Source organism: Stenotrophomonas sp. Sm10, assembly GCF_030985515.1.
In the GTDB taxonomy this organism is placed as follows: Bacteria; Pseudomonadota; Gammaproteobacteria; order Xanthomonadales; family Xanthomonadaceae; genus Stenotrophomonas; species Stenotrophomonas hibiscicola.
On the sequence record NZ_JAPTFO010000021.1, the window covers coordinates 1 to 13,937 of the forward strand.

The 13,937-nt window shown below is 67.3% G+C and carries 12 protein-coding genes; 7 read left to right on the top strand and 5 right to left on the bottom strand.

Annotated elements, in window-relative coordinates; genetic code table 11:
- Positions 1–37: 37 nt before the first annotated feature.
- Entirely contained in the window at positions 38–655 is a 618-nt protein-coding gene (locus tag O0J15_RS08170; protein WP_058983344.1) for an HD-GYP domain-containing protein, read from the top strand.
- A 210-nt stretch (positions 656–865) separates the two neighbouring features.
- On the opposite strand, the gene O0J15_RS08175 is transcribed toward O0J15_RS08170, so the two are convergent.
- Complete coding sequence (locus O0J15_RS08175) at positions 866–2,959, bottom strand: M13-type metalloendopeptidase (RefSeq protein WP_308305468.1); 2,094 nt, start codon at positions 2,957–2,959, stop codon at positions 866–868.
- Between the two features lie 209 nt (positions 2,960–3,168).
- Positions 3,169–3,918 carry a 2,3-diphosphoglycerate-dependent phosphoglycerate mutase gene (gpmA, locus tag O0J15_RS08180; RefSeq protein ID WP_019659181.1) on the bottom strand — a complete coding sequence of 250 codons (750 nt, stop codon included), beginning with the start codon at positions 3,916–3,918 and terminating at the stop codon, positions 3,169–3,171.
- Positions 3,919–4,011: 93 nt separating this feature from the next.
- On the opposite strand from gpmA, the gene nfi reads away from it, so the two are divergent.
- Positions 4,012–4,686: a deoxyribonuclease V gene (nfi, locus tag O0J15_RS08185; RefSeq protein WP_308305469.1), complete on the top strand. Its 675-nt coding sequence runs from the start codon at positions 4,012–4,014 to the stop codon at positions 4,684–4,686.
- A gap of 38 nt (positions 4,687–4,724) precedes the next feature.
- Here the strand turns inward: nfi and O0J15_RS08190 are convergent, their stop codons facing one another.
- Positions 4,725–5,705 carry a cation diffusion facilitator family transporter gene (locus O0J15_RS08190; RefSeq protein ID WP_308305470.1) on the bottom strand — a complete coding sequence of 327 codons (981 nt, stop codon included), beginning with the start codon at positions 5,703–5,705 and terminating at the stop codon, positions 4,725–4,727.
- A 138-nt stretch (positions 5,706–5,843) separates the two neighbouring features.
- A complete protein-coding gene (locus O0J15_RS08195) occupies positions 5,844–8,093 on the bottom strand; it encodes a TonB-dependent siderophore receptor (protein ID WP_308305471.1) in 2,250 nt (749 codons plus the stop codon).
- A 286-nt stretch (positions 8,094–8,379) separates the two neighbouring features.
- Here O0J15_RS08195 and O0J15_RS08200 point away from each other — a divergent pair, with 286 nt between their 5' ends.
- The gene (locus tag O0J15_RS08200; protein ID WP_308305472.1) at positions 8,380–9,795 is read left to right on the top strand and encodes a GGDEF domain-containing protein; all 1,416 of its coding nucleotides are present in this window, start codon (positions 8,380–8,382) and stop codon (positions 9,793–9,795) included.
- 95 nt (positions 9,796–9,890) lie between these two features.
- On the opposite strand, the gene O0J15_RS08205 is transcribed toward O0J15_RS08200, so the two are convergent.
- Positions 9,891–11,108 (bottom strand): MFS transporter, encoded by a 1,218-nt coding sequence (locus O0J15_RS08205; RefSeq protein ID WP_180876023.1) that lies wholly within the window; start codon positions 11,106–11,108, stop codon positions 9,891–9,893.
- Between the two features lie 78 nt (positions 11,109–11,186).
- Between O0J15_RS08205 and O0J15_RS08210 the strand changes: the two genes are divergently transcribed.
- The 4 genes from O0J15_RS08210 to O0J15_RS08225 all read left to right on the top strand — a co-directional run bounded on the left by O0J15_RS08210 (position 11,187) and on the right by O0J15_RS08225 (position 13,925).
- On the top strand, positions 11,187–11,615 hold the full coding sequence (locus O0J15_RS08210) for a helix-turn-helix domain-containing protein (RefSeq protein WP_180876026.1): 429 nt from the start codon (positions 11,187–11,189) through the stop codon (positions 11,613–11,615).
- A 92-nt stretch (positions 11,616–11,707) separates the two neighbouring features.
- Positions 11,708–12,043, top strand: a complete 336-nt coding sequence (locus tag O0J15_RS08215) for an iron transporter (RefSeq protein WP_167692757.1) — start codon at positions 11,708–11,710, stop codon at positions 12,041–12,043.
- Positions 12,040–13,629 carry a PepSY domain-containing protein gene (locus O0J15_RS08220; protein ID WP_180876028.1) on the top strand — a complete coding sequence of 530 codons (1,590 nt, stop codon included), beginning with the start codon at positions 12,040–12,042 and terminating at the stop codon, positions 13,627–13,629. The genes O0J15_RS08215 and O0J15_RS08220 overlap by 4 nt, the downstream gene beginning before the upstream one ends.
- Complete coding sequence (locus tag O0J15_RS08225) at positions 13,626–13,925, top strand: DUF3325 domain-containing protein (RefSeq protein WP_308305473.1); 300 nt, start codon at positions 13,626–13,628, stop codon at positions 13,923–13,925. The genes O0J15_RS08220 and O0J15_RS08225 overlap by 4 nt, the downstream gene beginning before the upstream one ends.
- Positions 13,926–13,937: the final 12 nt, after the last annotated feature.

Below are 13,937 nucleotides of genomic sequence, written 5' to 3' on the forward strand. Positions count from 1 at the left end.
CGAACACCCCGCACCGGTCCCCACCCGGTGCGGGCGGATGACCATGCTCCCTGACGCCGTACCCGCCCCCGACCTGCTGCACGCGCAGTCCTGCCTGATCGATGCGCTCTCGATGTCGCTGCAGATGCGCGACGCCTACACCCGCCACCACTGCGACCGCGTCGGCCTGCTCGCCCAGTGCCTGGCCGCGCACTGCGACCTGGGTCAGGAGGCCTGTGCACAGGTCGGCCTGGCCGCGCGCTTCCATGACATCGGCAAAATCGGCATTCCCGACGAGGTGCTGCTGGCCCCGCGCCGCCATACCGACGAGGAACGCGCGATCATGCGTGAGCATCCGGTGCGCGGCGAACACATCTTCCTGGCGACCGGTCGCAGTGACGCCGCGCCGGTCGCGCAGCTGATCCGTGCCCATCACGAGGCGTTCGATGGGAGCGGCTATCCCGACGGGCTACGCGGTGAAACCATTCCCCTGGGCGCGCGCATCGTCACCATCGTCGATGCCTACGATGCGATGACCAGCGTACGCCCGTATCGCGACGCAATGGAGCACGAAACCGCCTTGCGGATCATCGAAGCGCAGTCCGGCGGGCTGGTGGACCCCTACGTGCTGCAGCGCTTCCATCGCATGCTGGCGCGGGAACCTGCGCTGGCCTGAGATCTTCCCGACGGTGAAACGACCCGCCGGTAGAGTCGACTGTTAGTCGACTGCTCTTCGACTGCTCTTCGTTCAGCTCGAGAAAATCCCGCGCTGCGCGCGATAGTCGACCAGCGGTCGACTCTACCGGCGCGCTCCTCGCTATCGGCCTGAAAGACAAAAGGCCCGGCATTCGCCGGGCCTTTCGCATCATGCATCACGGATGATCGATTACCAGATCACCACGCGCTTGTCGTCGGCACGCACCATCGCATCACCGGCCTTGCACTGGAATGCAGCGGCATAGGACGGCATGTTCGACGGCGCACCGTTGGCACGGAAGTTGGCCGGGGCGTGCGGATCGGTGTTCAGGCGGACGCGCAGCTCACCATCGGTGAAGTTGCGGCGCCACACCGTGGCCCAGTTCATGAAGAAGCGCTGGTCCTGGCTGTGGCCATCGACCTCGACATTCGCCTTCGGGTCTTCCTTCAGCGCCATCTGCAGCGCGTCATAGGCCACGGTCAGGCCGCCCAGGTCGCCGATGTTCTCGCCCAGGGTCAGCTTGCCCTTCACGAACACGCCCGGCACCGACTCGTAGCCGTCGAACTGCGCGACCAGCTGGTCGGTACGCTCGGTGAAGGCCTTGCGGTCGGCGTCGGTCCACCAGTTGTCGAAGTTGCCGTTGGCGGCGAACTGGCTGCCCGAGTCGTCGTAGCCGTGCATCATTTCGTGGCCGATGACCGCACCGATGCCGCCGTAGTTCAGCGCCGGATCGGCCTTGGCGTCGAAGAACGGCGCCTGCAGGATCGCTGCCGGGAACACGATCTCGTTCTTGGTGGCGTTGTAGTACGCGTTGACGGTCTGCGGGGTCATGCCCCATTCGGTCTTGTCCACCGGCTTGCCGATCTTGTCCAGCATGTAGCGGTAGTTGAACGCACGCGCCGCCTGCATGTTGCCCAGGTAGCTGTCGCCGTTGGTCTGCAGGCCCGACCAGTCACGCCACTTGTCCGGGTAGCCGATCTTCGGGGTGAAGCTGGCCCACTTTTCCAGTGCCTTCTTCTTCGTTTCCTCGCCCATCCACGGCAGCTGCTCCAGCCGCGCCTTCAATGCCTGCGACAGGTTCTCCACCAGGTGCTGCATGGCCACCTTCGACTCGGCCGGGAACACGGCGTCGACGTACAGCTGGCCCAGGGCTTCGCCCATGCCACCGTTGACCGACTCCAGCACGCGCTTCCAGCGCGGCTGCATTTCCTTCTGGCCACGCAGGGTGGTGCCGTAGAACTCGAAGTTGGCCTTCTCGAACTGGCTGCTCAGGTACGGCGCGGCATCGTCGATGGTGTGGAAGCGCAGGTAGGCCTGCCAGGTGCTGGCCGGCACGTCGGCCAGCATCTTGTCCATTTCACCGAAGAAGCCCGGCTGGGCCAGTGAGAACTTCTGCGCGGCCGGCACCTTCAGCGTGTCGAACAGCGCGGTCCAGCTGAAGTTCGGGGTCAGCCTGTCGGCCTCAGCCGCGCTGAGCGGGTTGTAGCGCTTGGCCGGATCACGCATTTCGATGCGCGACATCGAGGCCTTGGCCAAGCGGGTTTCGAAGGCCATCACGGCCTTGGCCTGCTCGGCGGCCTGCGCCGCGTCCACGCCGGACAGGGTCAGCACCTGTGCGATATAGGCCACGTAGGCGTCGCGGATCTTGGCCTGCGCATCGTCGAAGTAGTAGCCCTTCTCCGGCAGGCCCAGGCCACCCTGGCCGACGTAGGCGATGACGTTGGCCGAATCCTTGTAGTCGGCATTGGCGAACAGCGAGAACAGCACGCCCTTGCCTTCGGCCTGGCTGTCGCGCAGGTACCGGGTGATGGCGGCGGTGTCGTTAAGCGCGGTGATCTTGTCCAGCTGCGGCTGCAGCGGCGCCAGGCCGGCAGCTTCGATCTTCGCTTCGTCGTTGCCGGTCTTCCAGATGTCACCGATCTTGGCTTCCACCGAGCCGGCCTTGGCCTGGCTGGCGGCGGCCTGCTGCACCAGCGCGTGCTGCACTTCCAGCGAGCGCTCGCGCAGGATCTCGAAGCTGCCCCAGGTGGTCTGGTCGCCCGGCACCGGGTTGGCCTTCAGCCACTTGCTGTTGACGAAGCCATTGAGGTCGGTACAGGCGGAGATGGACGGATCGAGATCAGCGCTGTTGAGCGAAATCAGCGGCGTCTTGATCTGCGACAGGTCGAAGGCTGGCTTGGCGTCGGCGCTGGCCGCCGGTGCGGCGTCATTCTTGCCACAGGCCGCCAGCGAAGCAGCGATGGCGATGGTCAGGCCCAGCGGGACCAGGTTGCGGACGTTCATGAGGCTCTCCTGCGGGTAATTTCACAGGGTAGCCGGGGGCGTGAGGTTGGGGACCGGCCAAAGGTCACAGAGCGTCCTTCTGTAGAGTCGAGCCATGCTCGACTGCTCTCCGTTCCGGGTTCATGCTTCGTGCGGCAAAAGCCCAAAGCAGCCGAGCGTGGGCTCGGCTCTACAAAAGCGAAGGCCGGCTTGCGCCGGCCTTCTGCTTCTTATTTCGCCTTGCCCTGGTTGGCCACGGCTTCGGCGGCCTTGCGCGCCGCTTCCGGGTCGCCCAGGTAGCGGAACGACTGCACGGTCAGGTCATCGTTCAGTTCGAACAGCAGCGGGATGCCGGTCGGGATGTTCAGCTCGAGGATTTCCTCGCGCGAGACATTGTTGAGGTACTTGTACAGCGCGCGCAGCGAGTTGCCGTGGGCGGTGACCAGCACGGTCTTGCCGTCCTTCAGCTGCGGGGCGATGGCGTCGTGCCAGTACGGCAGCACGCGATCCAGGGTGGTGGCCAGCGACTCGGTGCCCGGCAGCGCGTTGCGGTCCAGACCGGCGTAACGGCGGTCATGGATCGGGTGGCCCGGGTCTTCCAGTTCCATCGGCGGCGGCGGGATGTCGTACGAACGACGCCACACCTTGACCTGCTCCTCGCCGTGCTTGGCCGCGGTCTCGGCCTTGTCCAGGCCCTGCAGGCCGCCGTAGTGGCGCTCATTGAGGCGCCAGGACTTGTTCACCGGCAGCCAGTCCTGCTCCAGCTCGGCCAGCGCACCCTGCAGGGTGTGGATGGCGCGCTTGAGCACCGAGGTGTGCGCAACGTCGAACTGCAGGCCTTCCTCGCGCATCAGGCGACCGGCGGCGGCCGCTTCGCGACGCCCCTGCTCGGTCAGGTCAACATCGACCCAACCGGTGAAGCGGTTGTCCAGGTTCCACTGGCTCTGGCCATGGCGCAACAGTACGAGTCTACGGGTCACTGCAGGGTCTCCAACGCGAGGATAGGCAGGCCGCCATTGTAGCCCGGCCGCCGCTCACCGGGCCGTGGCGCCGCCCGTGCGATGCTGTGACCGATGAATACGGTGATCGATCCCGGGCGCTGGGAAGGCAGCGTCGCTGCCGCCCGTGCGCAGCAGCTGCAACTGGCGGGCCGCGTGGAGCGCCAGGACCGCCTGCCACGCAGCGTGCGCTGGCTGGCCGGGATGGATGTCGGCTTCGAAGACAACGGCGCCATCACCCGCGCCGCGGCGGTACTGCTGGATGCAAAGACGCTGCAGCCCGTGGCGCAGGAGATCGCGCGGGTTCCCACACTGATGCCCTATATCCCGGGCCTGCTCAGCTTCCGCGAGCTGCCGGCATTGCTGGCCGCACTGGCACTGCTGCCACGAACGCCGGACCTGGTGTTCGTCGATGGCCACGGCATCAGCCATCCGCGCCGGCTTGGCGTCGCCGCGCATCTTGGCGTGGTCACCGATCTGCCGAGCATCGGCGTGGCGAAATCGAAACTGGTGGGAAGGTTCGTCGAACCGGCCGCCGAAGCTGGTGCGCATACACCGCTGCTGGATGGCGACGAGCAACTGGGCTGGGTGCTGCGCAGCAAGGTGCGCTGCAAGCCGCTGTTCGTGGCCGGTGGCCATCGGGTCAGTGCCGATACCGCGCTGGACTGGGTGCAGCGCACGCTGCGCGGTTACCGGCTGCCGGAACCGACCCGGCTGGCGGATCGGCTGGCCTCGCGACGCGACGAATGACCGCACCGGGCATTCCCCGGTGCGGCCTTCATTTTCATTCAACGATGCACGTGGCCACGATGGCCCTGCGCGTCCTCGCCGTGGTCGTGGCCCTCATGGCCCTTGTGTCCGCCGCCGTTGGCCGGCGCCGGCCCGCCACAGGCTTCGCCGCAGTGGTCCGCCTCGATCTGCAGCGTCACGTGCTCGATGCCGAAGTCATCGTGCAGGCGCCCGCCCAGTTCACGGCGCAGCGCATCGGCATCGGTGCCGTCGCGCATCACAATGTGCGCGGTCAGCGCCGGCGTGCTTGAAGCCAGCGCCCACACGTGCAGGTCATGCACGTCCAGGACTGCGGCGTGGCCGGCCAGGCTGTCGCGCACCCTGGCCACATCCATGCCCTTGGGCACGCCTTCCAGCAGCACGTTGATCGCCTCACGCATCAGCACGTAGGTACGCGGCAGCACCCACAGGCCGATCAGCACCGCCAGGATCGGGTCGATCGGCTTCCAGCCGGTCCACTTGATCAACAACGCGCCGGCGATCACCGCCACCGAGCCAAGCATGTCCGCCCACACTTCCAGGTAGGCGCCCTTCACGTTGAGGCTCTCGCCGCTGCCCGCCTGCAGCAGGCGCATCGAGATCAGGTTGATGACCAGGCCCGCCGCAGCAATCACCAGCATGCCGGAGGAGGCGATCTCCTGCGGCTGGCGGAAACGGCCGACCGCCTCCCACAGGATGTAGGCGGCGACCACGAACAGCATGGCACCGTTGATCATCGCGCCCAACGCTTCCAGCCGTGCATAGCCGTAGGTGCGGCGCGCATCCGGCGGGCGCCGGCTCAGCCGCACCGCGACCAGCGCGATCATCAGCGCCAGCGCATCGGTGGCCATGTGTGCGGCGTCGGACAGCAGCGCCAGGCTGTTGGTCCAGAACGCGCCCACCACTTCGACGACGAGGAAGGTGGTGGTCAGGCCGAGTGCCCACCACAGGGGTTTCTCGTGGCGGATTTGGGATGGCAGGTGGTCGTGGTCGTGGCCCATGGCAACAGCTCCTTTGCGATGCGGTGCAGGCTACGCGGTGCCGGCGGGGGAGACTATTACGATGTTTATAACATTGCAGGCCACACGAGCCCTCCGGGCATGGCCCGGCGAGGGCTGCAGACCGACGACCGCCTGCGGTCAGAAGCCGAAGCGCAGGCTGGCCCAGTATGCGCGGCCCGGCTCGTTGTAGGTCGCCGCCCCGGCATCGCTGCTGTTGGCCTCGCGGAACAAGCGCTTGTCGGCCAGATTGTTCACTCCGAAACCGAAGCTGACCGTCTCGGTCACCTTGTAGCGCGCGCTCACGCCCCAGATGTTGTACGCGCCACGATCCTGCAGCGCGATCGATGCATCACAGCTGCCGGTGCAGCGCGGGTCGTTGTTGATGTTGGTCGTGGCCGGTTCCTGCCTGCCGTAGAAGGTGCCGGTCAGCAACACGGACAGCCTGTCGGTGGCCTGCCAGTCCAGCATGGTGTTGATCGTGTACTTCGGAATCACCGACAGCGGCTGATGCGTGGTCTTGTTCTCGTTTTCCACCATGTAGGTGAAGTTGTTGCTCCACTTCAGGCGGTTGCCCTGCTCGCCCAGCAGCGGAATGACCAGGTTGCCTTCCAGCCCCTGCACGATCGCCTTCGGCGCGTTCTCCCAGCGGAAGATGCGGCCCTTGGTGTCGGCGGTCAGCCCGATCTGGGTGTATCCGGCCTGGATCTTGTCCTTGTAATCGTTGTGGAAGTAGGTCAACGACGCCTGCCAGCCGCTCTGCGGTGCCCACTCGATGCCCAGTTCCTTGTTCAGGCTGGTTTCCGCCTTCAGGTCCGCGTTGCCGCGCATGTAGCAACCGGCGCCCAGGCTCGGCAGCGCATTGGGGCAGCCGTTGCCGCGGGTGTAGTAGAGATAGTCCGGATTCGACTGGTACAGGTTCGGCGCCTTGAACGCGCGGGCAATGCCGCCCTTCACCACCCAGTCGCTGTTGATGCGGAACTGCGCATTGAGGCTGGGGCTGGTGTTGTTGCCGAACTGGCTGTGGTGGTCGAAGCGCAGGCCCGGGGTAACGATCCAGCGCTCGCCCAGGTAGATGTTGTCTTCCACGAACGCCGCCGTGGTCTGCGCGTCGGCCTTGCCCCGCGCACGGTCGGCCGACAACCCTGGAATACCGCCGCCGCTGCTGCTGGACTGGCTCATCGAATACGGATCGGTCAGGCGGCTGTCCAGGTATTCAAAGCCGAGCGTCCAGATGTTCTCTGCGCCGCCCAGCGCGGTCGGGAAGCTCACTTCGCCATCCAGCTGGTAGTTGCGCAGGCGCGAGGTAGACCAGTCGGTGCCGTTGAAGCTGCCTTCCGGGCCACCGGCCAGGCCTTCATTGATGCGCGAGTTGTTGACCGCCTCGACTGCGGCCGTCACCCGCGAAGTGACATCACCCCAACGGCCGCGGTGGGTGACCGCACCGGTGTTGCGGTACATGCGGTTGGTCTCCGCTTCGCCCTCGGCCAGTGCCGCCAGATCGACGCCGGTCGAGGTACCGGTGGTGCTGACGGCGCGGTCGCCGGCGTAGATGTTGCCCTGGCGGCTGGTGCCGGCTTCGAACTCCACCACCTGGTTGGCGGTCACGTCCCAGCGCAGCAGCGCGTTGACGTCGCGGTTCTTGACGCCCTCGCGGCCAGCTGGCGGCACTGCGTTCGGGTTGGTGGCGTACTGGCGGTTGAGGTCCAGTGAGTCGGCGTCGGTCTTGTTGAGGTTGCCGTACAGGCGGAACGACAGGGTGTCGGTCATCGGCCCACTCAGCTGCAGGCCGACACGCTCGCTGCCACCTTCGGCACTGTGCTCGGGCACCAGGCCATACAGGTCGACCGCACCGGTCAGGTCGCCGGTCGGGCGCTTGGTGATGATGTTGACCACGCCGCCGGACGCACCGGAGCCATAGCGCGCCGCCGCCGGGCCGCGCAGTACTTCGATGCGCTCGATCATTTCCGCTGGCACCCAGTTGGTGTCACCGCGGGTATTGCGCTCACCGCTGCGGCCCATGCGCACGGCATCACGCGCACCGATGCGCTTGCCGTCGACCAGGATCAGGGTGTTCTCCGGGCCCATGCCACGCAGGTCGATCTGGCGGTTGTTGCCGTACTGGCCCGAGGCACTGTTGCCGGTGAGGTTGACGCCCGGCATGGTGCGCAGCAGTTCGGCGATGTCGTTGGCCGGCGGGCGCTTGGCGATGTCCTCGGCGGTGATGGTCGAGGTACCCAACGCCTGGCGGGCAATCTGCGAGGCGGTGACATGCACCGTGTCGATATCGGTGGCGTCGGTTCCGGCCTGGGCGGTCAGGGCGCTGCCCGCCAGCAGGGCGGCAACGGCAAGCGCCAGCGAGCGCGGCGAAAGGACAACGGCAGGAGACATGATCTGGACCTTCTGGCAGGGCAACGGGGCCTCTGGCAAAGGGCTTGAGGCAACGACGAGGGGGAGGCGGAGCGTCGCTGCAGTCGCCTGCGGCCCGATCCGTGCGCGCATTCTCCCATCAATGCGAGTGATTCTCAAATGCGTTCACTCATTGCCGCAGTGGCGCCGATGTGCTTTGCGCACCGTGCAACCCTGCATCGCGCTTAAACTGGCCGGCTTACCCGCCATCAACCGCACGCCGCCACGGCCGATACCCGTGGTTTGTCGTACGCAGTCAGAGATCGACGTGGAAACACCGCAACTGGACGATGCCAGCCAGCCGCTGGCCGAAGCCTGGCAGCACTGCCTGCAACAGGCTGGCCCTGCCGCCACCGCGCTGCTCAAGGCCGCTGCCACCGATGCCCCAGCCGTGCTGGCACAGCGCTTTTACGAAGTGCTGCTGCAGGACGGGCGTGCACGCCGCTTCCTGTCCCACGACCAGGTCAAGCAGCGCCTGCAGCCGGCCATGCAGCGCTGGCTGGTGCAACTGCTGACCACTGATCGCGACAGGATCGACAGTGCCGTGGCCTCGCAACGGGTGATCGGCGATGTGCATGCCCGGGTCGGCATTCCGGTCGACCTGGTCACCCGCGGCGCGCGCGTGCTCAAGCACGAGCTGTTCGTGCGCCTGCGCGACGACGCACCCGACAGTGCCACCGCGTTCGCCGCCATCGACTGCCTCAGCGCGATCATGGACATCGCCATGGAAGGCATGACCCTGGCCTACACCCATGCGCGCGAACGATCCACCCGTGCCGATGCGGCCTACCGGTTGTTCTCGCTGGTGCAGAACGTCAGCACCGAGCGCGAGCGCCAGCGCGCCCTGCTGCTGGACTGGGAAAACGCACTGCTGTACGCACTGGCCGGCCACGTGCAGGCCGGCGAAAGCGCCAGTCTGGCGACCTCGGAATTCGGCCTGTGGTTCACCCACAAGGGCATCCCCAGCTTCGGCGAGAGCAGCGAAACCCAGCAGGTCGGCCAGCTGATGGCCCGCATCGACGGGAACCTGCAACAGGCAAGCAACGATGCCCCGGCGCAGCGGCTGGCGGTGCTGCCGGCCATCCGCGAGGATCTGGCCGCCATCCGCACCCTGATGACCCTGCTGTTCGAGCGCATCGGCGAACTGGATGCCGGCAGCGATGCACTGACCAACCTGCTCAACCGCCGGTTCCTGCCGACCGTGCTGCGCCGGGAAATCGAGCTGGCCACGCGCAACGGCACGCCGTTCTCGCTGCTGCTGCTCGACCTGGATCACTTCAAGGCGATCAACGACGGCCACGGCCACGATGCCGGCGACCGCGCGTTGCAGCACGTGGCCGGCCTGCTCGGCCAACTCACGCGGGGCAGCGACTATCTGTTCCGCTATGGCGGCGAAGAATTCGTGGTGGTGCTGGTGGCCGCCAGCGAGTCACAGGCCTCGGTGATCGCCGAGAGCCTGCGCCGGCAGATCGCACGATCACCGGTAGCACTAGCCAATGGCCAGGTGCTGGAGCTGACCGCCAGCATCGGCGTGGCCGGTCACGATGGTCATCCGGACTACGAACGGTTGATGGCACGTGCCGACGCGGCGATGTACGAGGCCAAGCGCAGCGGCCGCAACCGCGTGGTGGTGGCCAGCGCGGACCTGCAGGAAGCCCCGGGGCGGCGTGCACTGCAGCGATGACGACAGGACAGGTAGAGTCGACCGCTGGTCGACTGTCGCGCGCAGCGCGGGATTTTTCGCACGCGGGGCGAAGAGCAGTCGACTGACAGTCGACTCTACCGACAGTCGACTCTACCGGTTCGCGCGCCAGCCGATGCGTTGAACGCCACCACCCGCCATGCTGCCCACCACAGCAGCGCCAGCAGCGCGATGCCGGCGCCCAACAGGCACACTGCTGGCCAGCCATGCCGGGCCTGCACCCAAGGCCCCGCAGCCGCACCCGCCCCACTGCCAACTGCATAGAACAACATGTACAACGCCACCAGGCGCCCATGCTGTTCTGCCGGTGCACGCAGCAACAATGCCTGGTTCGAGACATGGAGTGCCTGGCCGCCGAGGTCGAGCACGACCACACCCAGCAAAAGCAAGGACAGCGAACGCGGCAGGCCCAGCAGCGGCCACCACGCGACCAGCATCAACAACAGCGCGCCGAGGCTGACCCGATGCGCGAAACCGCGGTCCATCCAGTGCCCGACCCGCGACGCCATCAATGCACCTGCCACCCCGGCCAGGCCGAGCGCACCGATGGCTGCGGTCGACCAGTGCAGCGGCGGTGCCGACAGCGGCAAGGGTGCCGCCGCCCAGAACACATTGAGGCCGGCAAACAGCAGCAATGCCAGCGGCCCGCGCTCGCGCAGCGTTCGATCGCGGCGCAGCATGCCCAGCATCGAGCCGATCAGGTCGCGCCAGCGCGGCGGCACTGCGGGTATCGGCACGGCCGGCAGGCGCCGCCACAGCAGTACGGCCAAGGCCGCCATCAGCGCTGCCGAAAGCAGATAGACCGCTTGCCAGCCGGCAATGGCCGCCACCGTGCCGGACAGCACACGCGCCAGCAGCAGCCCGATGAACACCCCACCCTGCACGGCGCCCACCACGCGCCCCCGCTGCTCGGGCGGTGCCAGCGTGGCTGTGTAGGCGATCAGTCCTTGGGTCAGCGCCGTGCCCAGCAAACCGGCCAGCAGCATGCCCGACAACAACCAGACTGCCGTGCGTGCCGCGGCAAGCCACAGCAACGCCAGCACCAGTGCCACCAACTGCAACCGCAGCAGGCGTCGACGGTCACCACGATCGGCCAGCGGCAGCAGGCCCAGCAGCGCCAGCACGCTGCCGGCCTGGGTGGCAGACACCACCGCACCCGCCACCGCCCGGTCCAGCGCGAAGGCGCGCGCGAGCTGGTCCAGCAGCGGCTGCGCGTAGTAGACGTTGGCGACGCTGGCGCCGGCGGCGACCGCGAGCAGGACCAGCAGGGAGCGGGGTGTCGGGGCGAGGCTCATCATGTAGTTGCAATTTGAAACTTGATGCAGGCTAGCGGCGTTGGTTTTAAACTGCAACCACCTTCTACGGAACCTGCCATGCACGCCGACAGCCCCTGCCCCGTCGCCCGCAGCGCCGACCTGCTCGGTGATCGCTGGGCATTGCTGGTGATCCGCGATGCCTTCGACGGCGTCAGCCGCTTCGGCGACTTCCAGCGCAGCCTCGGCGCGGCGCGCAACATCCTCAGCGATCGCCTGCGCAGGCTGGTCGAGGCCGGCATCCTGCAACTGCAACCGGCCTCCGATGGCTCGGCCTACCAGCAATACGTGCTCACCCACGCCGGCCAGGAACTGTTCCCGCTGCTGGTCGCGCTGCGCCAGTGGGGAGAACGCCATCGCTTCGGCGCTGGCGAAGCCCACTCTTCCCTGGTCCAGCGTGACAACGGCTCAACCGTGCCCTACATGCAACCGCTGGACACCCACGGACAGCCACTGCCGGCGCACGCTACCGTGGTGCGCAAGCTGTAAACGGCGCCCCCCCCGAATGGGGGACTCGACAGGGTCACCGGTGTCAAATAGCATTCAATTGCAATTGCACACGGTTCTCATTGACATCGGCGATGGCCGCTCCTACCTCTCCTTCTGCTGCCGGCGCTGCGCCGGCCAAGCGCGTGGCGCGCGGTAACGGTCATGGCCTGCTGTGGGCGCGCGGTCTGCTGGCGCTGCTGGGCGGTTACGCCGTGGCTGCCTGCTGGGCCGCCGCACTGGCGCGTCTGCTGCCGGGCGCCAAGGCCGATGCCACCCTGGTGGCGACCATGGCCGCGTTCGTGGTCTACGCACTGGCCGCCATCTGGGCCTACGCCGCGCGCAGCACCCTGCGTGCCGCTGTGGGCCTGCTGGCCGCGGGCGCCCTCGCTGCACTGATCGCCTGGCTGCTGCGCGGGAACTACGCATGAGCAGCGCCGACAACCTGGGCGGCATCCGCCAATCGCAATCGGTGCTGCACACATGGTCGGGCCTGGTGGTCGGCTGGGTGCTGTTCCTGATTTTCATTGCCGGTACCGCATCGTACTGGAAGGAAGAACTGACCCGCTGGATGCAGCCGGAAATCGGCCTGCCCGCCGAGGCCACGACCGCCGTCACCCAGGCCCAGCAGTTCCTGGCCCGCACTGCACCGGACGCGCAGCGCTGGAGCATCGAACTGCCCGATTCGCGCAGCAGTGCCACCACCGTCAGTTGGCAGGCGAAGGGCGAAAAGGAACGCCGGCGTGGCCAGCGCAATCCCAACCAAGCCACCCTGGATGCCAACGGCACCCCGGTGCAGGTGCGCGAGACACGCGGTGGCAACTTCTTCTATCGCCTGCATTTCGATCTGCACTACGTACCGGTGTTGTGGGCGCGCTGGTTCATCAGTGCCTGTTCCATGCTGATGCTGGTGGCGATCATCAGCGGGGTCATCACCCACAAGAAGATCTTCACCGACTTCTTCACCTTCCGCCGCGGCAAGGGCCAACGCACCTGGCTGGACGGCCACAACGCGCTGGCGGTGCTGTCGCTGCCGTTCCACCTGATGATCACCTACACCGGCCTGATCACCCTGATGACGCTGTACATGCCGTGGGCGGTGGACGCGAACTACCCCGGTGGACGCGATGCGTTCTTCGCCGACCTGTTCCCGCGCGCGGAAAAGGTCGAACCCAGTGGCGTAGCCGCTGCGCCGCCCGCACTGGCCCAGGTCCTGCGCCGTGCGGAATTGCAGTGGGGCGGTGGCCATGCCGCGTCGCTGCAGATCGACCAGCCAGGCGATGCGTCGATGCGCATTGCCGTGCGCCGCCAGCAGGCCGACCAGATTGCCGGGGCCAACGACACCCTCACCTTCGACGCGCGCGGCGAACTGCTCGATGCTGCCCCGCCGCGCTCGGCCGCCGTGGTCACCCGCGACGGCATGATCGGACTCCACGCGGCACGTTTCGCGCCCACCACGATGCGCTGGCTGTTCTTCCTGTCCGGCGTGGCCGGCACGCTGATGGTCGCCACCGGGCTGGTGTTGTGGACGGTGAAGCGCCGCACCCAGTTGCCCGACCCCGCGCGTCCGCATCTGGGTTTCCGCATCGTGGAACGCCTGAACATCGGCTTCGTCAGCGGCCTGCCGGTCGCCATGCTGGCCTTCCTGTGGGGCAACCGCCTGCTGCCGGTGGAGCTGGCCAACCGCAGCGATGCCGAAGTGAAGGTGTTCTTCTACGCGTGGGCGGCCTGCCTGCTGCACGCGCTATTCCGTCCGGCCCGTCGCGGCTGGGTGGAACAACTGGCATTGGCCGGCGTGTTGGCGCTGGGCCTGCCGCTGTACAACCTGGCGGCCTGGCAGGGGGGCGCGGTCACTGCGCTGGCCAACGGTGATGGCGCCCGGGCCGGCATCGACATCGGCCTGCTGCTGATCGGCGCCAGCCTGTTGTGGGCAGCGCGCAAGGTGCATCGTTTCGTGCCGGCGCAACGCAAGCCACGTGCCGCACGCGCCGCCCCGGCTGCCGAGGCCAGCGCATGAGCGCGCTCACCCTGCTGCTGGCGACCGTCGGCTTCGTATGTCTGGCGTTGGCGATGGAACGCCACCATCGCGACGTCACCGGTCATGCCCCCGCCGCGCCGCGCCGCCGCCTGCTGCGCCTGCTGGGCGCGGCCGCGCTGGCGGCCAGCCTGGCACCGAGCATCGCGGCTTGGGGCGTTGCCCAGGGCTTCGTGGGCTGGTGTGGCGTGCTCGCCGCAGGCGCCGGGGCCATGGTGCTCTGGCTCAGTTTCCGCAGCCCGGCCAAGCCGGCGCCACGCCCGTCTTCCCGTTCCTGAACTAGAAAGGTC